This window comes from Cloacibacterium rupense, assembly GCF_014645495.1.
GTDB lineage: Bacteria > Bacteroidota > Bacteroidia > Flavobacteriales > Weeksellaceae > Cloacibacterium > Cloacibacterium rupense.
In genome coordinates this window covers 712,575-734,258 of sequence record NZ_BMLV01000001.1, presented here as the reverse complement: position 1 = coordinate 734,258, position 21,684 = coordinate 712,575, and the positions used below count along the sequence as shown (strand labels likewise).

Annotated in this window: 21 protein-coding genes and 1 riboswitch; of the genes, 11 read left to right on the top strand and 10 right to left on the bottom strand. The window is 32.3% G+C overall.

Features of this window, described 5'->3' with window-relative positions:
• Positions 1–46 precede the first annotated feature (46 nt).
• The 3 genes from IEW40_RS03235 to IEW40_RS03225 are packed head-to-tail and all read left to right on the top strand — an operon-like array spanning position 47 to position 2,210.
• On the top strand, positions 47–1,261 hold the full coding sequence (locus IEW40_RS03235; RefSeq protein ID WP_188616642.1) for a TCR/Tet family MFS transporter: 1,215 nt from the start codon (positions 47–49) through the stop codon (positions 1,259–1,261).
• 32 nt (positions 1,262–1,293) lie between these two features.
• A complete protein-coding gene (locus IEW40_RS03230; protein ID WP_188616641.1) occupies positions 1,294–1,650 on the top strand; it encodes a Sec-independent protein translocase subunit TatA/TatB in 357 nt (118 codons plus the stop codon).
• Positions 1,650–2,210, top strand: a complete 561-nt coding sequence (locus tag IEW40_RS03225) for a phosphatase PAP2 family protein (RefSeq protein WP_188616640.1) — start codon at positions 1,650–1,652, stop codon at positions 2,208–2,210. Before IEW40_RS03230 ends, IEW40_RS03225 begins: the two co-directional genes overlap by 1 nt.
• Positions 2,211–2,250: 40 nt before the next feature.
• Here IEW40_RS03225 and rlmH read toward each other — a convergent pair whose 3' ends face one another.
• Positions 2,251–2,724, bottom strand: coding sequence for a 23S rRNA (pseudouridine(1915)-N(3))-methyltransferase RlmH (gene rlmH / locus IEW40_RS03220; protein WP_188616639.1), 474 nt, complete (start codon positions 2,722–2,724; stop codon positions 2,251–2,253).
• Positions 2,725–2,759: 35 nt separating this feature from the next.
• Between rlmH and IEW40_RS03215 the strand changes: the two genes are divergently transcribed.
• Complete coding sequence (locus tag IEW40_RS03215; protein WP_188616638.1) at positions 2,760–3,767, top strand: YihY/virulence factor BrkB family protein; 1,008 nt, start codon at positions 2,760–2,762, stop codon at positions 3,765–3,767.
• Positions 3,768–3,825: 58 nt separating this feature from the next.
• On the opposite strand, the gene IEW40_RS03210 is transcribed toward IEW40_RS03215, so the two are convergent.
• The 5 genes from IEW40_RS03210 to IEW40_RS03190 all read right to left on the bottom strand — a co-directional run bounded on the left by IEW40_RS03210 (position 3,826) and on the right by IEW40_RS03190 (position 10,667).
• Positions 3,826–5,742, bottom strand: coding sequence for a TonB-dependent receptor plug domain-containing protein (locus IEW40_RS03210; RefSeq protein ID WP_188616637.1), 1,917 nt, complete (start codon positions 5,740–5,742; stop codon positions 3,826–3,828).
• 128 nt (positions 5,743–5,870) lie between these two features.
• A riboswitch (cobalamin riboswitch) is annotated at positions 5,871–6,095 on the bottom strand.
• Positions 6,096–6,171: 76 nt separating this feature from the next.
• The gene (cdd, locus tag IEW40_RS03205; protein WP_188616636.1) at positions 6,172–6,651 is read right to left on the bottom strand and encodes a cytidine deaminase; all 480 of its coding nucleotides are present in this window, start codon (positions 6,649–6,651) and stop codon (positions 6,172–6,174) included.
• A 69-nt stretch (positions 6,652–6,720) separates the two neighbouring features.
• Complete coding sequence (gene nhaA, locus IEW40_RS03200; RefSeq protein ID WP_188616635.1) at positions 6,721–7,881, bottom strand: Na+/H+ antiporter NhaA; 1,161 nt, start codon at positions 7,879–7,881, stop codon at positions 6,721–6,723.
• Positions 7,882–7,884: 3 nt separating this feature from the next.
• A complete protein-coding gene (locus IEW40_RS03195; protein ID WP_188616634.1) occupies positions 7,885–10,083 on the bottom strand; it encodes a RelA/SpoT family protein in 2,199 nt (732 codons plus the stop codon).
• Positions 10,084–10,232: 149 nt separating this feature from the next.
• The gene (locus tag IEW40_RS03190) at positions 10,233–10,667 is read right to left on the bottom strand and encodes a hypothetical protein (protein ID WP_188616633.1); all 435 of its coding nucleotides are present in this window, start codon (positions 10,665–10,667) and stop codon (positions 10,233–10,235) included.
• 242 nt (positions 10,668–10,909) lie between these two features.
• On the opposite strand from IEW40_RS03190, the gene dacB reads away from it, so the two are divergent.
• Complete coding sequence (dacB, locus tag IEW40_RS03185; RefSeq protein WP_188616632.1) at positions 10,910–12,259, top strand: D-alanyl-D-alanine carboxypeptidase/D-alanyl-D-alanine endopeptidase; 1,350 nt, start codon at positions 10,910–10,912, stop codon at positions 12,257–12,259.
• 55 nt (positions 12,260–12,314) lie between these two features.
• A complete protein-coding gene (locus IEW40_RS03180) occupies positions 12,315–13,469 on the top strand; it encodes a sensor histidine kinase (RefSeq protein WP_188616631.1) in 1,155 nt (384 codons plus the stop codon).
• Positions 13,470–13,606: 137 nt separating this feature from the next.
• Here IEW40_RS03180 and IEW40_RS03175 read toward each other — a convergent pair whose 3' ends face one another.
• The 4 genes from IEW40_RS03175 to IEW40_RS03160 form a co-directional block, all read right to left on the bottom strand.
• A complete protein-coding gene (locus tag IEW40_RS03175) occupies positions 13,607–15,220 on the bottom strand; it encodes a M1 family metallopeptidase (RefSeq protein ID WP_188616630.1) in 1,614 nt (537 codons plus the stop codon).
• Between the two features lie 63 nt (positions 15,221–15,283).
• The gene (locus IEW40_RS03170) at positions 15,284–15,808 is read right to left on the bottom strand and encodes a hypothetical protein (RefSeq protein ID WP_188616629.1); all 525 of its coding nucleotides are present in this window, start codon (positions 15,806–15,808) and stop codon (positions 15,284–15,286) included.
• 93 nt (positions 15,809–15,901) lie between these two features.
• Positions 15,902–17,086: a sigma-54-dependent transcriptional regulator gene (locus IEW40_RS03165; protein ID WP_188616628.1), complete on the bottom strand. Its 1,185-nt coding sequence runs from the start codon at positions 17,084–17,086 to the stop codon at positions 15,902–15,904.
• 112 nt (positions 17,087–17,198) lie between these two features.
• Positions 17,199–17,852, bottom strand: coding sequence for a YggS family pyridoxal phosphate-dependent enzyme (locus IEW40_RS03160; RefSeq protein WP_188616627.1), 654 nt, complete (start codon positions 17,850–17,852; stop codon positions 17,199–17,201).
• Between the two features lie 123 nt (positions 17,853–17,975).
• Between IEW40_RS03160 and IEW40_RS03155 the strand changes: the two genes are divergently transcribed.
• The 5 genes from IEW40_RS03155 to arsB all read left to right on the top strand — a co-directional run bounded on the left by IEW40_RS03155 (position 17,976) and on the right by arsB (position 21,666).
• A complete protein-coding gene (locus IEW40_RS03155; protein WP_188616626.1) occupies positions 17,976–18,305 on the top strand; it encodes an ArsR/SmtB family transcription factor in 330 nt (109 codons plus the stop codon).
• A gap of 200 nt (positions 18,306–18,505) precedes the next feature.
• Positions 18,506–19,345, top strand: a complete 840-nt coding sequence (locus tag IEW40_RS03150) for an arsenite methyltransferase (protein WP_188616625.1) — start codon at positions 18,506–18,508, stop codon at positions 19,343–19,345.
• A gap of 28 nt (positions 19,346–19,373) precedes the next feature.
• Positions 19,374–19,997: a class I SAM-dependent methyltransferase gene (locus IEW40_RS03145; protein ID WP_188616624.1), complete on the top strand. Its 624-nt coding sequence runs from the start codon at positions 19,374–19,376 to the stop codon at positions 19,995–19,997.
• A gap of 1 nt (position 19,998) precedes the next feature.
• Positions 19,999–20,613 carry an arsenate-mycothiol transferase ArsC gene (locus tag IEW40_RS03140; RefSeq protein ID WP_188616623.1) on the top strand — a complete coding sequence of 205 codons (615 nt, stop codon included), beginning with the start codon at positions 19,999–20,001 and terminating at the stop codon, positions 20,611–20,613.
• Between the two features lie 21 nt (positions 20,614–20,634).
• Complete coding sequence (gene arsB, locus IEW40_RS03135) at positions 20,635–21,666, top strand: ACR3 family arsenite efflux transporter (RefSeq protein WP_188616622.1); 1,032 nt, start codon at positions 20,635–20,637, stop codon at positions 21,664–21,666.
• Positions 21,667–21,684: the final 18 nt, after the last annotated feature.

The following is a 21,684-nucleotide window of genomic DNA, read 5'->3' as shown; positions in this document are numbered from 1 at the left end:
GTTATTTTTTAATTAGAAAAAGTGTAAATTCGTTTTTATTAAATAAATGGAAAGTTCAAAAAAAACAGTCGGGATTTGGTTTATTTTTATCACCTTAATTATAGACATTACAGGTTGGGGAATCATCATTCCTGTAGCTCCAAAACTGATAGAAGAATTAATTGGAGGTGACATTAGTTTGGCCTCAAAGTACGGGGGATATTTGGTGCTTATGTACGCTTCTATGCAGTTTATTTTTGCATCGGTTATGGGTGGTCTTAGTGATAAATTTGGAAGAAGACCCATCATTTTAGCGTCTTTACTTGGATTTTCTATTAATTTTTTAATTCAAGCTATAGCTCCCAATATTTTTTGGCTTTTTGTAGGAAGAATTTTTTCTGGAGTTACAGGAGCTAGTATTACTACAGCCACAGCATATATAGCAGATGTTTCTACAGATAAAGATCGAGCCAAAAATTTTGGTCTAATAGGGGTGGCATTTGGTTTAGGATTCATTATAGGTCCTGTTTTGGGAGGTTTATTGGGGCAATATGGAGCTAGAGTTCCTTTTTATGCAGCTTCTGTACTATGCTTAATTAATTTTGTTTTTGGTTATTTTCTTTTACCCGAAAGTTTAGATAAAAAACACAGAAGAGATTTTGATTGGAAGAGAGCCAATCCTTTTGGTGCATTATTAAGATTAAAAAAATATCCTCAGATTTTAAATTTAATTGTTGCTTTGGTTTTAGTTTATATTGCAGGTCATGCCATACAAACCAATTGGCCTTATTTCACCATCTTTAAATTCAATTGGGATTCTAAGATGGTAGGATTGTCATTAGGTGTTTCAGGAGTGATGGCTATTCTGGTACAAGGAGGATTGATACGATATCTTAATCCAAGAATTGGCAATGAAAGAAGTATTTATTATGGATTGTCTATTTATGCCATGGGTATGCTGATGTTTGCTTATGCACAAAAAGAATGGATGATGTTTGCCATACTCATTTTCTATGGATTGGGCGGTATTGCAGGACCAGCATTACAATCTGTGATTTCTACTCAAGTTCCTAAAAATGAACAAGGTGAGTTACAAGGTACCTTAGCAAGCTTAATGAGCCTAACTTCTATGATTGGGCCTCCGCTGATGACCAATTTGTTTTTTTACTTTACGCATAACTCTGCGCCTTTTCAGTTTGCTGGTGCACCATTCTTTTTAGGATTTATTTTAATGTTTGCCAGCGTATTTTTTGTATATTTTGCTTTTCAAAAGAAAAAATAGAATAAATTTGTACCCTATAAAATATTAGTAGTATGGAACTAAGTTTTGGAGAAATGTTGATGATTGCTTTGGTAATCGTTGTTCTTTTTGGCCCAAATAAAATCCCTGAAATCGCAAGAGGATTAGGACAAGGTGTAAGAAAAATGAAAGATGCCATGGAAGATGTAAAATCTGAAATAATGAAAGAGGCAGATAACCCGGTTTCTGAAATTAAAAAAGAAATCGAAAAAGTGAAAAAAGCAGCTCAAGAATATGATCCAACCGAAAAAATAAAGCAAGAACTTGACCTAAGAAAGCAGTTTGACCTTAATGCATCTGATTCTAATAAAGCAACAGAAGAGAAAATAGACCAATTGAGTGATGATTATAATGGGCCAGTAAGTAGATAATGGAAGAAATTATTTTAGAAGACAAAAAAGCCATGATTTTCCTAAATAATTTAGGAAATTCTACTTTTGACCAATTTTGGATTTTAGTCTCTGAGAAGTGGTTTTGGATTCCACTTTATATCATTTTTCTTTATTTCTTGTTCAAAAATTTTAGCAGAAAATCTTTTTTATACATTCTTCTTTTCATCGCATTAGGCATTACGGCATCAGACCAAATTGCCAATATTTTTAAATTCGGATTCGAGAGATTAAGACCTTGTCATGACCCTTCACTAGAAGGTTTAATAAGAGAAGTGAAATGCGGTGCTCAATTTGGCTTCTATTCTGCACATTCTTCTAATTCCTTTTTTATAGCAACATTTTTGACCATTTTATTGGGGAAAAGACTAAAATGGTTGCCTTACTTCTTACTAGTTTGGGCTTCTACGGTTGCCTACAGTAGAATTTATTTAGGAATGCACTTTCCTGGAGATGTACTTTTCGGCGCTTTTATGGGAATTGTTTTAGGAATCTTCTTTTCTTTTTTAGCTTTGAAAGTTGTTAATAAAAGTTTGAAATAGTTTGAAGTGGTTTGAATAATTTGATTCCCAACATCTAACATCAATCATTATGATAAGGTTTTCCTTGCAAGATTTGGTCTGCTCGGTAGATTTGTTCTACGAAAAATAATCTAATCATTTGGTGAGTAAAAGTCATTTTAGAAAGAGACAATTTTTCATTAGCTCTACTATATATTTCATCAGAAAAACCATAAGCTCCGCCGATTAAAAAGCAAACTCTTTTGATGGAATTGTTTTGATAATGATTCAGTTTCTGAGCAAATTCTCGGCTGGTAAATTCTTTGCCTTTTTCGTCTAAAAGAATCACTAGATCTGAGTTTTCTATTTGATTAAAGAATAATTTAGCTTCTTCCTTTTTTAGTAAATCAACGCTTAAATTTCTGGCATTTTTAGCATCTGGAATTTCTATCATTTCAAAATTCCAATGCTTTGGCAATCTAGCAATGTAATAGGAGATGAGTTCTGTGATTTTTTTGTCATCTGTTTTCCCGATACAAAGTAGGTTTATTCTCATTTATTATTATATTTGTGTATTGCAAATATAGAATAATGCGCCTCAAAACCCCTACATTTATTTTAAAAATTCACCGTTTTTTAGATGAATTGCATATTCCGATTTTGGGAATTTCACTCTGGAAAATGTTTGAAATATACGGTGAAGGTATTTTTAAAAATAAAATTTTGAGACAAGCCGCAGCAATCTCTTGGAGTTTCTTTCTCAGTTTGTTCCCTTTTATTCTCTTTTTGTTGTCTATTTTGCCGTATTTACCACATTATGACAAGCTTCAGTTCTATATTTTTGAAGTATTAATGCACAAGGTTTTTCCTGCGCATATGCAAGCAGATGTGTCTAATTATATTCAAAATAGTATCATCCCAAATATGAAGAGCATCAGTAATTTCACGATTGTTATTGCCCTAATATTTGCTACTAACGGAACTTTTTCTTTGATTAATGGTTTTAATGAACATACAGAAGAGAAAAAAAGTGATGTTAAGGAATATATAACCTCATTTTTTATTACTATTGGTTTTATAAGCATTATTTTTCTTTCTCTTTTGGGTATTTATTATTCTGAAGTGGTACTTAAGCTTTTTACCCCAGAATATGATATTACATGGTTAGTTGATAATCTTACCAAAATCATCAGTTTTATTTCTTTTCCGTTGTTTTATTTCTTTTTGTTGGCCCTTTTCTATTGGGTAGGAACAGAGAGAATTACACGATTCAGGTATGCTATTCCTGGTGCTATTTTTTCTACCATTTTATTTATTGTAACCACTTATTTGTTTGCTTTTTATGTGAGTAAAATTGCCAGATATAACGTTCTATATGGTTCTATAGGTTCTATTATTATCTTAATGATTTGGGTGAATTTTAATGTGATTCTTCTACTTTTAGGAAATGAATTAAACCTAGCTTTCAGAAAATTGAGAATGGAAAAACTTTTAGCAGATGAACTTAAAAAAGATGTAGAAGAATTTCATCAAGATATTCCAGAATTTCTAGAAAATACAGATGAGAATGCAATTATGATAGATGATAAAAGCAAATAAAAAGCTCCGAAAGACCGAAGTCCTTCGAAGCTAACACATAAACACAAATGAATGATATCTAAAATTTATAATCAATTCCTAAAGTAAAAGCTCTTGGTTTTGTCTTAAAACCGATAACATCTACATAACTGGTATTGAATAAATTACTTACATTAACAAAAGCTTCAACGTTTTTTCCCAATTTTTGATTGATGTTTACATTGAATAAATTAAATGCATCTAAAACTACTTTTTGGGTACTGTATGTTGAGCTATCGTAGTACGCATCGTCTCTCTTAGAAACATATTGGTAAGCAATATTGATTCTGCTATTTTTAAAAGGAAGAACTTCTACAAATGCATTAGCTCTTTGTTTAGGAGCACGCAATCTGGTTGCGACATTACTTTTTTCAGCAAAACTAAAATTCCCTCCGAAATTAACTGTTTCGTTGATTTTATATTTTAACCCAAATTCTAAACCTCTTATATTATTTCTGTCCACATTTAAGAATTTACCTGCATAAGTCGTAAAATCTACTGTTTGGTATGCAAAAACATCTCTTTCTTCTCGTAGAAAAGCACTTGCATTGATCACAAAACTTTGGTCTGGTTTTCCTATGCTAAAATCAATTTCGTAAGAACTGTTGGTTTCTGGTTTTAAATCAAAATTAGCCAAGGTATAAGGCAAAGAACCATACGTTTGATACAACGTAGGCGCAATAAATGCCGTAGCATAAGAGAATCCTATTTTGTAATAATATTGCTCTAAGTTTTTCAGATAATAGGGATTAATGCTATATACGAAATGACTGTTGTATTTAGAGTGATTATTTAATCTTCCGCCTAAATCCAAATGAAAATCAGAAATTTGTAAATTGGTATTAATAAAAGCATCAAAAGTGGAAACTCGGGTATTGTCAAAGTTTAAAACATCTTCTAAAGCAGCACCTCCCCAAGGTAAATTTTCAGAGCCTAAATTCTGAACTTCATATTGTAATCCGCCTACTACATTAATATTTTCTGAGATTTTGTACTGATTGTAAAGTTCGGTAAAAATGTTTCTTCCTTTGTAGCTGTATTGGTCTTGGTAAGAATTGCCCGCTAAATTTTGTACCAATCTATCATTTCCATTAATTCTGCTATTGAAGACTAAATTTCCTTTTTCGTATTGAAATTGAGCATTGATACCTCCAAAAAGTTGCTCGTCATTTCCTCTGTACGTTCCATCTGAAAAAGCACCATTGTCAAAATCATAAAAATGATGCTGATAACCACCATTAAAATTCAAGTTAAGTTTTCCTAATTGAACGCCAAATTGGGTATTAATGTTTTGTTTTTCGTAGCCATCTTTATCGAAAGAATCTGGTCCTTCAGCCGAAGAAATTCCGTCTGATTTTTCGTTAGAACCAGTAATTTGATAATTAAATTTTTCTATTTTTCCGTTCACTAGAGCGTTTTGAGAAAAAGTACCAAAACTACCTATTCTAGCTCCAATTCTGCCTTCTATGTTTTTTTGTGAGTTTTTCTTAGTTTTGATATTGATTACAGATACCGTAGCATTAGAACCATACAAAACCGATGATGCGCCGTTTAGAATCTCAATGCTCTCAATGTTTTCAGCGGCAAAAAGTCTTAAATCTACTGCGTTATAATCGTTTCCTGTAACATCTTTTAGCGGAACTCCATCTACTAACACAACTACGTTTGCCATTTTTCCGCCTCTTATTTTCAGAGATTTTGGTTCGGTATTGTTATTTAAATTTCCAGTGATTTGAAAACCAGAAACTTGGGATAGTACTTCACTCAGATTTTGACCTTTGTACTTTTCTAAATCTTTAGAAGTAATGAGTTGTACATTTTTTCCGGTTTTGTGCAATTGTTGGTTAGATTTTGCAGCAATGGTAACTTCGGGTATGTTACCTTCTTTTTCTTGTGCAGTCATTTGCGATACGCCCGTCACAAATAATAAACCTGCAAAGACTAGGTTTTTCTTCATTTTTTTTTGATTTTTAGTTAAACATTCTAAAAATCAATGCCTCTAAAAAGAGTAATACAGAAATTTTAGAAAACACTTTATCAAGTGAATTCTTTTGAATTTCTCTACTTTTCCTCCGAAAGTATTGATTTTTTGGATTGTTTTTGGCAGGTCTCCTGACTTTCGCATTTTCTACGCCTTCTCATCTCGTTTAAAAATGAAACAATGGCTTTTTTGTAGAAAATTAATAAACTTCGGTATTCTTTCAGACTTCCGACTTTTATACGATTTACAGTTGCGGGGACAGTTTCGGATTTACACCAAATTCCCTTTTACATCCCGATATTTCGGGAACCAAAAGCAATGCAAAGATATATTTTAATTTAAGATTGATGAAACTATTTTTAATAAAAAATCCATCAATTGGTGAACTGATGGATTTTCAATATTTTATAAAAAACTTGCGTCAAAAGAAAATGGTAGTAAATCTTTTACAGAATTGCATTTATAAACGCTGCCTTCTAACCCAGAAAAATAGATTTCTATAGGAAGGTTTTGCTTGGTTTCGTATTCTAGTAAACTTTGTCTGCATCCTCCACAGGGTGGAGTAGCGGTATTGAAGGTTGCTAATCTAGACGGGCCTCCTATGACAAACAATTTAGTGATTTTCACATCAGGATAGTTAGCTCCTATGTGAAAAATAGTCACTCTTTCTGCACATAATCCAGAAGGGTATGCTGCGTTTTCTTGATTATTACCGGTGATGATTTCGCCATTTTCTAAAAGTACGGCACAGCCTACATGAAAATGAGAATACGGAGCATAAGCATTTTCTCTTGCTTTTTTAGATGATTCGAAAAGTTGTCTTTCGATTTCTGATAAATCGTTAATTGCTATCTGAGAAAATTTAATTTTTAATTCTTTTTCCATTTTAAAAAATCGGAGAGTAAAGATACAATTTTTTTCTAAATCTGTTTTTATTATTGATAAAGGCTACACTTAATCGTGTTCTAGAGAATCGTATTTGTCAGATATCGCTTTTAATAAAAAATATCCCATAAATCCCGATAGGGCAGATGCTACCAAAATAGCAAACTTGGCCTCATCTTGAATTTCTATGTCATTTTTATAAGAAAGTAAAGCAATAAAAATAGACATAGTAAAACCAATTCCTGCCAATAAACCTGCTCCTATCATTTGAGACCATTTGCTATTATTAGGCAAATCACTCAAATTTAATTTGATGGCGATAAAAGAAAACAGATTGATACCGATTACTTTTCCTAATACCAAGCCTAAGATAATTCCATAACCAAAGTTGGTAAACAGCCCATCTACCATACCATCATGAAATTTAATATTGGTATTGGCCAATGCAAAAATCGGCATTATAAAATAATTTACTGGCGTGTGAAGTTTTTCTTCTAGTTTTTCTAACGGAGATATTTCTGTGTCACTGTCATTAGTAGGAATGGTAAATGCTAATAATACACCTGCAATTGTAGCGTGAATACCAGAATGGTGCATAAAATACCAAAGGAAAACTCCTGGAATTAAGTAAAAAATATGTCTTTTGACCTTAAAGAAATTTAATGCCACTAAAATAAGCATCACCAAGCCGCAAAGCAAAAGGTAATTTGTTTCGAGTTTTTCGGTGTAGAAAATTGCTATAACTACTATAGCGCCTAAGTCATCTACTATGGCCAAAGCAGTAAGAAAAATTTTGACAGAAACCGGAACTCTTTTTCCCAACATAGAAATTATAGCTAAAGAAAATGCAATGTCTGTAGCCATAGGAATTCCCCAGCCGTTTTCGTACTTAGAACCTTGATTGAAAAAATAGAATATAGCAGCAGGAACTAGCATACCGCCAAGAGCTGCAAATATGGGCAACGTGGCGTTTTTAAAACTAGAAAGTTCTCCTTCTAAAATTTCACGTTTTATCTCTAATCCTACCAATAGAAAAAAAATGGTCATCAATCCATCATTAATCCAAAGGCTAATGCTGTAACTTCCTAGTTGGTAATCTAATAATTCTTGAAAGCTACTTCCTAAAGAAGAGTTAGCAATCATAAGAGATAAGATTACACAGATAATGAGTAAATTTCCTGAGGATTGTGCAATTTGAAAGAATTTTTTGAAATAATTGGTGATAATCATGGCTTACATTCTTTTTACGGTTGTTACACTAAAAACACCTTTTAGTTGTTTCAGGGTTTCTTCTAGTTGATTTTTATTTTTTACCTCTAGTGTGATGGTGCCTAAGAAAATACCATTATGACTTTCAATAGAAATACTTCTCATATCTATATTCATGGCATTACTAATCACTTCTGTAATGTCGTTTACCAACCCTTTTCTGTCTATGCCTTCTATTTCTATTTTTACTCTACTGCTGTATCTTTGCTCGTTTACCCACTTTGCAGGCATTACCCTATAGTCATAATTAGCACGCAGATTAATAGCATTAGGGCAACTATCATTATGGACTTTGATGCCATCAGAAATGGTGATAAATCCAAAAATTTTGTCACCTGGGATTACCGTGCAACATTTAGCAAAGGTGTAATTGAGTTTTTCTTCATCTTTTCCAAAGACAATTAAGTCTAAATCGGTATTAGGAGCTTCCTCAAAAGCAGTAGGAGACGATTTTCTAAATTTTTGTAAAAATGTTTTGATAGCACTTTTAGAATCTACATATTTTTTAAGGTCTGTGGTATCATAAGTGCCATCATAAAATTTCAAGAATAAGTCTTGAGAAGTTTTTAGGTTGAAATATCGTTGTATATTATTGACCTCTTCTTCGGTATAATTAATTTTGGCATGTCTTAATTTTCTTAAGAAAATTTCTTTACCTTCTGTAACTTGATTGTTTTTTTCGGAGTTGAGCGCAGCTTTTATCCTAGATTTTGCCTTAGAAGTGATTACAATATCTAGCCAATCTTGTTTGGGTTTTTGGTTTTGCGAAGAAAGTATATCTATTTGGTCACCATTTTGTAAAACATAAGAAATAGGAACTAATTTGCCATTTACTTTAGCTCCAAGACATTTCATTCCCAAGTCTGTGTGTACAGAAAATGCAAAATCTAATGCAGTAGAGCCTACTGGCAATATTTTAATCTCGCCTCTGGGTGTGAAAACAAAAACTTCCTTAGAGTATAGATTTAGTTTGATATTGTCTAGAAGTTCTGTAGTAGAGAGGTTTTGTTGTTGTTCTATAACTTCCCTTATTTGGGTAACCCATTGTTCAAAGTTTCTATCATCACTATTTTGTTTGAAACCTTCTTTGTATTTGTAATGAGCCGCAACTCCTTTTTCGGCAATTTCGTCCATTCTTTCAGAACGAATTTGTACCTCAATCCATTTTTTATCAGGCCCTAAAACGGTAAGATGAAGGCTTTCATAGCCTGTAGAACGCGGGTTGGTAATCCAATCTCTCATTCTTTGCGGATTGCTGTGGTATAAGTCTGTTACAATAGAATAAATTTTCCAAGCGATAAATTTTTCGTTTCGGGCATCAGATTTGTAAATGATTCTAATGGCATAATTGTCATAAACTTCCTCGAAAGAGACATTTTGCTTGAGCATTTTTCTGTAAATAGAAGAAATGGCTTTGGCTCTACCTTTAATGGTGAAGTTTAGATTTTCTTCTTTCAACTGCTCAGAAACTTCTTTTTTAAATTCTTCTACGTATTTTTCTCTTTGGTCTCTTGCAACTTCTAGTTTATCTGCAATTTCATAATAAACATCAGGATTGTTGTATTTAAGAGATAAATCTTCAAGTTCAGATTTAATATTGTACAAACCTAAACGGTGGGCTAGAGGAGCGTAGATGTATACCGTTTCTGAAGCAATTTTTTTCTGTTTGTCATCTCTCATGCTTTCTAGCGTTCGCATATTGTGCAAACGGTCTGCAATTTTGATGAGAATCACTCTGAAATCTTCTGAAAGTGTAAGAAGAAGTTTTCTGTAATTTTCGGATTGTACAGAGATGTTTTGATGGTTCATTACCGAGATTTTGGTAAGTCCATTTACAATGTCTGCTATTTTTTTTCCAAAAATCTTTTTTAAATCTTCATAGGTATAATCAGAATCTTCAATTACGTCATGCAACAATGCACAAGCAATAGAAGTAGTACCTAATCCTATTTCGTTGGCAACAATTTTGGCAACTTCTATCGGATGATAGATGTAGGGTTCACCTGTTTTCCTTCGCTGGTCTTTATGAGCATCTAAAGCGATATCAAAAGCTTTACGTATAATTTTGTTTTGCTCTTCATCCAGGGTTCTATAAGTATTAGAAATCAGGTTTTTGTACCGTTGCTGAATTTCTTTATTTTCTTTTTCTATATCATATACCATCTTCAATTGTGATTTTAACTTAACGAATATACAAAAATTGCATCAATGCCTATCGTTAATGATTGTTAAAAATCAAAAAACCCGAACCAAAATTCGGGTTTTGTAGAAAAAATTAATTTGATATGAAATAATTTAGATAAATTTCGATTTTATGAACCTACTTCAGATGAGATACCTGTATGGATGTCTGTGCTAGAAGTTTTGGCTTGTGGCATAGCATAGATTAAACTTTTTGCTTTTAGCGCAACCACTTTTTTTACATACTCTAGGTCAACTGCTTTTCCGAAGTCTAATTCTTCTAAAGTGTAAATATTAACTACACTGTTGTCTTTAAAAACTTTTTTAGCATTTTCTAATTCGTCATTATTGTTGATCCCCACACTTACGATCAGAGAATCTACATTCATTGCTTCTTCGTCTATATTTTCAGTAAAAAGTTTAGCCCAAAAAGATTTATGCACTGGTTTTTTCTCTTCTAAATAGATAATATAATCTTCATTTTTAAAGCCTATATTTTCTAAACCTTCCGAAACTTTTTTCGAATTTTCTTGGCTAGGAAAAAGCCCAACAATTGTGTATGCCATGATTTTTAAGTTTTATGTTTTTGTTGAAACAAATGTACATATAATTTGCGTTAAAAATTGTTAAAAAATACAATATTGTTGAAAAATTGATAAAAATCAGATTTTATTTTGTGAATTTGATAATTGTAAATACTGCGATTATTCGCTATTTTAAATACTATTTGTCTTTTACGATTTCCCGGAAGATATTTTTATTTATCTTTGAATTGAATAGTAGTTTTTTTATTTAAAATCACTTCCAAATGAAGAATTGTCTTTTTTTACTTTTTTTTATTGTTTCTCAAGCTTTTTTAGCTCAAAAACCAATTTCTGAACAGTTGGATGATAAAGTAAAACAACTTTTAGAATCTGAACCTATGTTTTCTGGAAGTTTATCTTTTTATGTAACAGACGAAAATGGCAATCAAATCTACGATTATCAATCCACAAAAGGACTTTCTACTGCTTCTACCATGAAGGTTTTTACTGCAGCTGCTGCTCTAGAAACTTTGGGGAAGGATTATCAATATAAGACCAAAATAGCTTTTGATGGTAATTTATACATTACTTCAAACGGTGATCCTACTTTAGGAAATGACAGGTTTGATGGGTATAAAGCAGAAAATTTTAAACAAAAAGTAATAGAAGCCATAAAAAAGAACAAAATTTCTAAAATTTCAGGAGATATAGTTATAGATGATACTTTTTTTGATTTTCAAAAAATACCTGGTGGTTGGCCTTGGAATGATATAGGCAATTATTACGGAGCTGGAGTTTGGGGCGTAAACTGGCGAGAGAATGTTTTCGAAGTCAATACTTTTGGCAAAGAAATTAAAAATTTTTCATACCTGAATGATGTAAAGTGGGTCAATGAATTAAGAGCAGAAGGCAGCTCTGACAAGAGTATAATCTACACTTCGCCCTATTCTGAATTTGCCCATATCAACGGAAGTTTGCCTGCAAAGGCGATGAAAGTTTCTGGCGCAATGCCTAATCCACCCATGCAATTGGCAATAGAAATAGCAGAGGAATTGAAAAAACAAAATATAGATTTCAAAGGGAAAATAATGATTAATTCTGAAAAAGTAATCAATGGTGAAAAGCCGATTTCATTTCCTGATGATAAAGTGATTTTAGAATATAAATCGCCTACCTTAGACAAAATAGTGTATTGGTTTTTAAAGAAAAGTATCAATCTTTTTGGGGAAACTTTCGTAAAAACTATGGCGAAAGAAAAAACAGGAAATCCTAGTTTTGAAAGCGGTATAAAATACCTTAAATCTTTCTGGAAATTCAGAGGAATTGACGAAAGAATGATTAATTTTGTAGACGGAAGCGGACTTTCGCCACAGAATTACGCTTCGGCAAAAGCAGAAGTTCAGGCATTACTTTGGGCAAAAAAACAACCATGGTTTTCGGCTTATTATGATGGTTTCCCAATAATGGCAAACGGGATGAAAATGAAAAGTGGAAGCATAAAAGACAGCAGAGCATTTGCTGGTTATCACACTTCTGCAACAGGAAAAAACTATGTTTTTTCTATTATTATGAATAATTATCAGGCAACAGACCTTAGTAATGCACTCTATAATGTTTTAAACGTTTTGAAGTAGCTTAATTTTTTAAATCGTAAATTGTAAATCAAAAGTCGTAAATATTTAAGTCGTTTTGAGAAAAAACCTTCTTTCTAAAATTAATAATTGGTTTGTTTTTACAGTCCTTACCATCATTGTAATTGGTTTGGCGGTGTCTTCTAATTTTCTGATTAATCATCTTAGAGAAAAAGAATCCGAAAGGATAAAATCTCTGGCTACCGCAATGAAATATTTGCAAGATAATGAGGATTTTGACTCTAGACTTAATGAACTTTCTCTCTATGTAATCAATGAAAACGAAAACATTCCCATTATTGTAACAGACAAGAATAAAAACTTAATTCAAAGTAAAAATATTACGGATGATATTCTGAAAAATCCCGAAAAACTGAAGCAAAAAATTAGTGAAATGGAAGATAAATATCCTCCGTTCGAAATTCAGTTGCCCAATTTTAACAATCAATTTGTTTTTTATGATAACTCAGATTTATTAAATTATCTCAGGTATTATCCTTATGGTTTGGCGCTATTTATTGGAGCTTATTTATTGTTTTCGTTTTGGTTTTTGAGAACGATTAAAAAATCCGATGAATCTATGCTTTGGGCAGGTTTGGCAAAGGAAACAGCACACCAAATTGGCACGCCGTTATCTTCTATGATTGGTTGGATTGAGATTATGAAACTCGATAAAAACAGAAATGATGATGGTTTGGTAGAAATTAATAAAGACATCAATCGTTTGAAAACCATTTCTGAGCGTTTTTCTAAAATTGGTTCGGTTCCTGAGTTGAATGATTTGAATTTAAAGGAAACCATTCAACAGAATTTTGATTATTTAAAGTCAAGAATTTCCAGAAAAGTAATTTTTGATTTAAAAACTCCTTCATCAGAAGTTCTTACTCCTCACAATAGAATTTTGATAAGTTGGGTGATTGAAAATTTGGTTAAAAATGCTGTAGATGCAATGAAAGGCGAAGGAAATTTGACCATAAATCTTTATTATAAGAACAAAAATATCTTGATTGATGTCAAAGATTCTGGCTCTGGAATGAGCAATGCACAAATTAGAAATGCTTTTAAGCCAGGCTATTCTACCAAAAAAAGAGGGTGGGGATTAGGTTTGTCTTTGGCAAAGCGTGTGATACAAGAATACCACAATGGCGATATCAAAATTGCAGAATCCGAAGTAGGAAAGGGTACTACCTTTAGAATTGTACTCAAATCCTAATATTTGGAGTAGAGTAGGTTCCCCTCTTTCAGAGGGGTGGCTGAACGAAGCGAAGTCGGGGTGTTAAAGAATTAAAAATCTTTTTTTTGAAAAAAAATTGGCTCCGTTTGGAGCCGAAAGTCATTGAATATTTAGCATTAATTTTTTTGATATTTCACGTAATAATTATCATCAAATTTTACATCAGAATTATCTTTTAGACTCATTGTTTTCCAATCTTTCGATGGCGAAATCGTTTCCGTTCCGTTAATTCTAATCGGCATATCAAAACCATCTACGGTGTTTGTCCATCTGTATTTCAGGATATTTCCTTCTTGAGAATATTCCAAAGTTGGGATTTGGGTGGTTCTGAGATATTGGTCAAAAACTTTAGAAAAGTTAATTCCAGATTTTGTAGAAATGTAATTTTCAATTTGCACTGTAGTTACCGTTTGATGGTAAAAATCTTTACCTAAACCTCTTAAAATTTGTCTGAATTTTTCATCATCATTAATTACAGTTCTAATGGTGTGTAACATATTTGCACCTTTGTAATACATATCGCCACTGCCTTCATTTCTTACGCCATATTTTCCAATAATAGGACTGTCATTTTGAATATTATTTCTAATTCCTTTGATGTAAAGTTCCGCTTTTTCTTTTCCGAGTAAACTCTCTGTGTAAAGTGTTTCAGAATAACAAGTAAATCCTTCGTGAATCCACATATCAGCTTGGTCTTTTGCGGTAATATTGTTGGCAAACCATTCGTGTCCGCTTTCGTGAATGATAATAAAATCCCAAGCTAAGCCCACACCAGTTCCTGATAGGTCGTTTCCTAAGTAACCATTTAGATAATGATTGCCATAGGCAACGTTAGATTGATGTTCCATTCCTAAATGGGGCGTTTCTACCAATTTATAACTGTCTTCGTAAAAAGGATAAGGACCAAACCAATATTCAAAAGATTTCAACATAGATTTCACTTGTTGAAACTGAATTTTTGCTTTTTCTAAATTATAATCCAAAACATAATAATCGCAATTGAGCTTTCCTTTTTCGCCATCGTAGATTTCAGAAAAATGAGCAAATTTCCCAATCACAGGAGCTAAATTGTACAAATTAATAGGATTTTTAACCTCCCAAACGAAAACGTTTTTGTCATTTTCTGTAGTTTTGGAAATCAATTTTCCATTTCCTACACCTGTTAAGTCTTTTGGCGTGATAATTTTCATTTCTACACCATTGTCTGGTTCGTCATTCCAGATATCTTTAGAAGGCAACCAAAGGCTAGTTCCGTCTCCTTCCTGCGCTACCGTAACCCAAGGATTTCCTTGTTTGTCGGTAGTAAAAACCCAACCACCATCCCAAGGTGCACGTTTTGCAATTCTAGGATTTCCTGAATAATCGATATCTATGGTGTATTTTTCACCTTTTTTAAATTTCTTTTTGGCATTAATGTAAATAAAATCTCCATCTCTTTTGTAGCTGTCAACCGTTGGAAAACTTGCAATAAGTTTCTCTACTTTCATAGGTTGTTGTAGGTCTATTTGAAACGTAGGATTAAGGATGTCTTTGGTAATGGTAAATTCAATTTTATTGCTTCCTTTCAAAGATTTTTCTGAAATATTGGGCTCTACAGAAAGTCGATACTTTTTAACATCCCAAAAATTTCTGAATTTAGTATCAGAACCTTTTAAAGTATCTATTTTGGTGAAAGTTTGTGCAATAGCAATCTGACTAATGACTACGAAAAGTAAACCTATTTTTTTCATGAATTTATTTTAAAGCATAAAATTAAGAAAAACCATTTAATTTAATTGATTTTTGAGCGAAGTTTAAATTTTTGATTTTATATAAAGAGGAGTTTTTGAAGAACCATCTGACAAAACTTCAGAATCATACAATTCATTTTTGTTGATGTTTTTATTCAATTCATTTTCGAATTTTTCAATTCCCATACTTCGTTCATCATTATTATGAATTTTATAGATTTTATGGGAAGTCGAAATCTCAATACCTGTACTATTTACATTCTTAAGGATATGATAATCAAAGTAAATCACACTTTCTATTTCTATCCATTTAATATATTCTCTAGTCTTATTTTGTTTTAGGTAAAATCCATCACTTTTGTATTCAAAAATGCCATCATTGTTATTGATTTTATCAAATTTTTTTTCAGTTTCTTCAAAAGTATTTTCATCATTTAATGCACTATCTGAATATATTTTTGCTATTGAAAATGCTATAATACTCAAACAAACAAGAAAAACAATCAGTGGAAAGCCTTTGTTCACATGATAATTGTATGCGGTATAAAACAGGACTATAGAGGCTAGTACTATAATTTTTTTGGCCATTAGGATTTTGGTTTTGAAATTTAAAAATAAGAAAAACCACACAAACTAGTATGGTTTTATATATTTTTGTTAAATCTTCCGTCTTAGGGATTATTATTTTCTTACAAAAGCAGTTACATCTTCTACAGTTACAGGATTTGCACCGAGAATAATCAAACGTTCTACTACGTTTCTCAGTTCTCTGATATTACCTGTCCAACTAAATTCTTGTAAAGCTTCTATGGCTTTTGGGTCGAAAGCTTTCACGGCATTCCCTTGTTCGTCTGCAATAGCCTGTGCGAAATGAGCAACCAAAAGCGGAATGTCTTCTTTTCTTTCGTCTAGCGCTGGTACATAAATTTCTATTACGGACAATCTATGGAATAAATCTTCACGAAATTTTCCTTGTTCTATTTCTTTTTTTAAGTCTTTATTGGTAGCGGCAATCACTCTTACATCTACTTTTATTTCTTTGTCACTTCCTACTGGCGAAACTCTGCTTTCTTGTAAAGCTCTTAATACTTTTGCCTGAGCCACCAAACTCATGTCTCCAATTTCATCTAAAAAAATAGTGCCACCATTGGCGAGTTCAAATTTACCCTGCTTGTCTTTAATAGCACCTGTAAAAGAACCTTTTACGTGGCCAAATAATTCACTTTCAATGAGTTCCGAAGGAATAGCGGCACAATTTACCTCAATCATTGGTCCTCTGTTTCTCTCACTTTGGCTATGAATAGCGTGTGCTACCAATTCTTTACCAGCTCCATTTGGTCCGGTAATAAGTACTCTAGCATCAGAAGGTGCTACTTTTTCTATCATTTCCTGAATTTTTGAAAGTGCCGCAGATTGACCAATCATTTGGTATTTTTTGCTCACTTTTTTCTTCAGTTGAGTATTTTCTTTAAGTAAAGTATTGGCTTTTTGTACCAAGTTTTTTCTATCTAATGCATTTCTTACACTGGTAATCAATCGGTTGATGTCAATGGGTTTCGAGATAAAATCATAAGCACCATCTTTTAGAGCACTTACTGCAGTGTCTATATCTGCATGACCAGATATCATCACAAAAGTAGTGTCTGGCTTCAACTGTAAAGCTTGTTTTAGAAGTTCTAAACCGGATAATTTAGGCATTTTGATATCAGAAATTATCAGTGCGAAGTCATCTTTTTCTAATAATTTATAGGCTTCTAGCCCATCTTCTGCCACTAAGATTTCATAATCTGTAAGTTCGTCTGATAAAATGCTATGAAGGACGCCAGAAATGGCTTTTTCGTCTTCTACGATTAATACTTTTTGCATAAGGCAAATTTAGTTAATTTTTTTTGCGTTTATTGATAGAATTTTGATGTTTTTATCAAAAAAAATGTGATTTTTCTATATTTTGACACTTTTAGAGACATAAAAGAAAAATTTAATAATTTCTAATCCCGAAAATTGCTGAACCTATTCTTACTGAATTTGCCCCGCATTCTATCGCTAATGGAAAATCATCACTCATGCCCATAGAGAGTTTTTCTAATTTTTTGAATTTTGACAGTTCATCAAAAAGTGATTTTAGAACCATAAATTCCGCTTTAACTTGGATTTTGTTATTGGTAAAAGTAGCCATTCCCATCAATCCAGTAATTTCTACATTCGGGTATTTTTGTTCTAAATAATTGCTGAAAATTTCTTTTGCTTCCTGAATTTCAAGACCATATTTGGTGTCTTCTTCTGCGATTTTTACTTGAAGCAGAACTTTTATTTTTCTATTATTTTTGACTGCTTCTTTGTTGATTTCTAAAAGTACTTTTTCACTATCCACACTTTGAATAGTGTCTATAAAAGGAGCAATGTATTTCACTTTATTGGTTTGTAAATGTCCTATCAAGTGCCATTGGATATCTGATGGGAGTTCATTTACTTTTGTAAGAAGCTCTTGAACTTTGTTTTCACCAAAAACACGCTGCCCACAATCATAAACTTCTTTGATTTTTTCTATAGGATGAAATTTAGAAACCGCTACTAATTCTACATTTTCAGGAATTAATGCTTTTATTTTATTGAAATTTTCAGGAACTGACATAATTAGATTTTACTTTTCAAATTTATGAAGAAAATTTTTGTTTTAAAAATTATTATTGTAATATTGCAATATGAAAATATGAATTAATATCATTCATCAATCATCAATCATCATTTATAAAACATGGGAATTTCTAAAACAGAACATTTTACAGAAGAACAAAACGAAGTAGCCAAACTGATGAAAGCACTTTCTCATCCTGCAAGAATTGCAATTGTAGAATATTTGCTTTCTGTAGACGCTTGTATTTGTAACGACATAGTTGAGGAAGTGAAATTGGCTCAACCTACCGTTTCTCAACATCTGAAAGAATTGAAAAACGCAGGAATTATACAAGGTGAAATTGATGGAAAAGCCATTTGCTATTGCATAAATCCCGAAACATTGAAAAAAATGGAACATTTTATTTCTGAAATTTTCAGGAAAATAGACAAGCAGAAATCTTGCTGTTAAAGTACTTTTGAAAACGAAACGTAACCAGCCCTGATTGAACGGCATGTTTGAGCTCTTTTTATAAATTAGAAATGGGCTAGAATAGGAGAATTTATAAAAAAGCGAGTAGTGAAAGCAGGAATAGCTGCTAAAAATTAATCTAAAATACAAAATTTATAATCTAAAATTAATTATCAATCATCAAAAATCATTTATCAATTATGAATACCAACGAAGAAATTAAAGAAATGGTGAAGCAAAAATATGCAGAAATTGCTTTGCAAAACCAAGATACTAACGCTTCATCTTGTTGTGGAAGTGGCGGTTGCAGTACAGAAGTTTATAATATAATGACGGATGATTATGACCATTTAGAAGGGTATAATCCTGATGCAGATTTGAAATTAGGTTGCGGTTTGCCCACAGAATTTGCAAAAATAAAAAAAGGCGATTACGTAGTAGATTTAGGAAGTGGAGCAGGAAATGATTGTTTCGTGGCACGCGCAGAAACTGGCGAAACTGGTAAAGTAGTTGGGATAGATTTTACGCCAGAAATGATAGAAAAAGCGAGAAATAATGCAGATAAATTAGGTTTTAATAATGTGGAATTTAGGTTGGGTGACATAGAAAATATTCCTTTGATGAGCAATGTTGCCGACGTTGTAGTAAGCAATTGCGTGATGAATTTGGTGCCGAATAAGCCAAAAGCATTTGCAGAAGTGCAAAGAATTCTGAAGCCAACAGGTCATTTTTCGATTTCGGATATTGTTTTGGTAGGTGATTTGCCAGAAAAAATAAAATCTGCTGCCGAAATGTACGCAGGTTGCGTAGCTTCGGCCATTCAAATGGAGGAATATTTGAAAATTATCGAAAATTCTGGTTTTAAAAACATTACTTTACAGAAGAAAAAACCGATTATAGTTCCTGATGATATTTTGAAAAATTATCTGAACGAAGAAGAAATTCAGCAGTATAAAGATTCTACCACCAGAATTTACAGCATCACAGTGTATGCAGAAAAAGTAGTAGGTTGTTGTACACCGAATACGGGTTGTTGCTAAATCCTTGAAGGATTGTTTACTTTAAACTATGGAAATAAATAAAAAGCAACATTGGGAAAATGTTTTCGCCACAAAAAAAGAAACAGAAGTAAGTTGGTATCAAGAGAAACCTGAAACTTCTCTGCAATTTTTTGAAAGAAATAAAATACCAAAAACTTCCAGAATTTTAGAAATTGGTGGAGGAGATAGTTATTTGATTGATAATCTTTTAGAGCAAGGTTATGAAAGTCTTACTTTACTTGATATTTCTGAAAATGCAATAGAAAGAATCAAAAAAAGATTAGGTGAAAATGCAGAAAAAGTCAATTTTGTAGTATCTGATGTTTTAGATTTTACAACCTTTGAAAAATTTGATGTCATTCATGATAGAGCGAGTTTTCATTTCTTAACAAAACCTGAAGATATTCAAAAATATATTGACTTGATTAATCATATTTCTGCGGAAAATGCCTATTATTTTGTAGGAACTTTTTCAGAATCTGGCCCTTTGAAATGCAGTGGTTTAGAAATTACTCAATACAGCGAAGATAAATTTCAACAAATTTTCGGACATCATTTCGAAATGCTCAACAGTTTCGAAGATGTTCATAAAACACCTTTCGAAACGACTCAGAATTTTATTTTTTGTGAATTTTTAAAAAAAATAAGTTAAAATGTATCTAAAAATCAATGAATTAATTACCCAACTTTCCACTGTTAATATTTCAAGTGAAAGAAAAGCAGTACTTCAACCTTTAGTTGATTATATCAATTTTAAAACATCTAAAAATGAAGAAGTTAGGTTGAATTTTATTTGCACTCATAATTCCAGAAGAAGTCACCTTTCTCAAATTTGGGCACAAACTATGGCTTATTATTTTGGAGTGAAAAATGTGTTTTGTTACTCTGGCGGAACAGAATCTACAGCAATGTTCCCGAAAGTTGCAGAAACGCTTCAAAAGCAAGGTTTTGAAATTCTAAAACTTTCTGAAACCGAAAATCCTGTTTATGCGGTGAAATTTGCCGAAAATGAACATGCTGTGGTTTGTTTTTCTAAAAAATACAATGATGATTTCAACCCAAAGTCTGAATTTGCCGCCATTCTCACGTGTGATTCTGCTGATGAAAATTGCCCAATTGTTTACGGTGCAGAAGCTAGAATTTCAATAAAATACGAAGATCCTAAAAAATCTGATGGAACTGCTGAAATGAACGAAACGTATTTCAACAGAAGTTTAGAAATCGCTACAGAAATGAAATTTGTCTTTGAAAATTTAAGAAAATCATAAAACAGACTCATAAAAATTAACATGAAACCCAAACTGAAATTTCTCGACAGATATTTAACATTATGGATTTTTTCAGCAATGATTTTTGGAGTTTTGCTCGGGAAATTTATTCCAGCGATTCCAGAAACCATTAATCATTTTTCTAGTGGAACCACTAATATTCCATTAGCTATTGGTTTGATTCTGATGATGTTTCCACCGTTAGCCAAAGTAGATTATTCACTTTTGCCAATGGCTTTTAAAGATAAAAAGGTGATGGGAGTTTCATTGCTCCTCAACTGGATTATTGGACCAATTTTGATGTTCGTCTTGGCAATAATTTTCCTAAAAGATGAACCCAATTATATGGTGGGATTAATTTTGATTGGTTTAGCAAGATGTATTGCAATGGTGATTGTTTGGAATGATTTGGCTTCCGGAAACAGAGAATACGCCGCTATGTTAGTCGCGCTAAACAGTATTTTTCAAGTTTTTACTTATAGTTTTTATGCTTGGTTGTTCATCAATTTTTTACCCAAATTTTTTGGTTTTGGAGATTTTGCCATCTCTGTTCCCATGAAAGATGTAGCCATAAGTGTCGCCATTTATTTAGGAATTCCTTTTGTTTCAGGCTTTTTAACGAGATATTTCTTGATTTTACAAAAAGGAAAAGAATGGTACAACAGAAAATTTGTTCCTAAAATTTCGCCAATTACCTTGTATGCATTGTTGTTTACGATTGTGGTGATGTTCAGTTTAAAAGGCGACAAAATTGTAGAATTGCCCTTAGATGTGCTTAAAATTGCCGTTCCTTTGGTGATTTATTTTGTATTGATGTTTTTCAGCAGTTTTTTTATCAATCGTAAATTAGGCATTTGTTACGATAAAAACGCTTCGGTTTCTTTCACCGCCACTGGAAATAACTTTGAACTCGCGATTGCTGTTGCCATTGCTGTTTTTGGGATTCATTCTAAAGAAGCTTTTGCAGGAGTCATTGGTCCTCTTATCGAAGTTCCAGTGCTTATTTTATTGGTGAAAGCCAGTCTTTGGTTAAAGAAAAAATGGTATAAATAAAGCGAGATTTTTTCTCGC

What these genes read in the sequence shown, in the direction of transcription:
- IEW40_RS03160 (WP_188616627.1), bottom strand. Translation starts at nt 17,852, where the DNA reads ATGTCAGTTCCTGAAAATTTCAATAAAATAAAAGCATTAATTCCTGAA.
- IEW40_RS03145 (WP_188616624.1), top strand. Translation starts at nt 19,374, where the DNA reads ATGGAAATAAATAAAAAGCAACATTGGGAAAATGTTTTCGCCACAAAA.
- IEW40_RS03215 (WP_188616638.1), top strand. Translation starts at nt 2,760, where the DNA reads ATGCGCCTCAAAACCCCTACATTTATTTTAAAAATTCACCGTTTTTTA.
- IEW40_RS03230 (WP_188616641.1), top strand. Translation starts at nt 1,294, where the DNA reads ATGGAACTAAGTTTTGGAGAAATGTTGATGATTGCTTTGGTAATCGTT.
- rlmH (WP_188616639.1), bottom strand. Translation starts at nt 2,724, where the DNA reads ATGAGAATAAACCTACTTTGTATCGGGAAAACAGATGACAAAAAAATC.
- IEW40_RS03150 (WP_188616625.1), top strand. Translation starts at nt 18,506, where the DNA reads ATGAATACCAACGAAGAAATTAAAGAAATGGTGAAGCAAAAATATGCA.
- nhaA (WP_188616635.1), bottom strand. Translation starts at nt 7,881, where the DNA reads ATGATTATCACCAATTATTTCAAAAAATTCTTTCAAATTGCACAATCC.
- IEW40_RS03165 (WP_188616628.1), bottom strand. Translation starts at nt 17,086, where the DNA reads ATGCAAAAAGTATTAATCGTAGAAGACGAAAAAGCCATTTCTGGCGTC.
- IEW40_RS03140 (WP_188616623.1), top strand. Translation starts at nt 19,999, where the DNA reads ATGTATCTAAAAATCAATGAATTAATTACCCAACTTTCCACTGTTAAT.
- arsB (WP_188616622.1), top strand. Translation starts at nt 20,635, where the DNA reads ATGAAACCCAAACTGAAATTTCTCGACAGATATTTAACATTATGGATT.
- IEW40_RS03195 (WP_188616634.1), bottom strand. Translation starts at nt 10,083, where the DNA reads ATGGTATATGATATAGAAAAAGAAAATAAAGAAATTCAGCAACGGTAC.
- IEW40_RS03235 (WP_188616642.1), top strand. Translation starts at nt 47, where the DNA reads ATGGAAAGTTCAAAAAAAACAGTCGGGATTTGGTTTATTTTTATCACC.
- IEW40_RS03170 (WP_188616629.1), bottom strand. Translation starts at nt 15,808, where the DNA reads ATGGCCAAAAAAATTATAGTACTAGCCTCTATAGTCCTGTTTTATACC.
- IEW40_RS03225 (WP_188616640.1), top strand. Translation starts at nt 1,650, where the DNA reads ATGGAAGAAATTATTTTAGAAGACAAAAAAGCCATGATTTTCCTAAAT.
- IEW40_RS03210 (WP_188616637.1), bottom strand. Translation starts at nt 5,742, where the DNA reads ATGAAGAAAAACCTAGTCTTTGCAGGTTTATTATTTGTGACGGGCGTA.
- IEW40_RS03175 (WP_188616630.1), bottom strand. Translation starts at nt 15,220, where the DNA reads ATGAAAAAAATAGGTTTACTTTTCGTAGTCATTAGTCAGATTGCTATT.
- IEW40_RS03190 (WP_188616633.1), bottom strand. Translation starts at nt 10,667, where the DNA reads ATGGCATACACAATTGTTGGGCTTTTTCCTAGCCAAGAAAATTCGAAA.
- IEW40_RS03155 (WP_188616626.1), top strand. Translation starts at nt 17,976, where the DNA reads ATGGGAATTTCTAAAACAGAACATTTTACAGAAGAACAAAACGAAGTA.
- cdd (WP_188616636.1), bottom strand. Translation starts at nt 6,651, where the DNA reads ATGGAAAAAGAATTAAAAATTAAATTTTCTCAGATAGCAATTAACGAT.
- dacB (WP_188616632.1), top strand. Translation starts at nt 10,910, where the DNA reads ATGAAGAATTGTCTTTTTTTACTTTTTTTTATTGTTTCTCAAGCTTTT.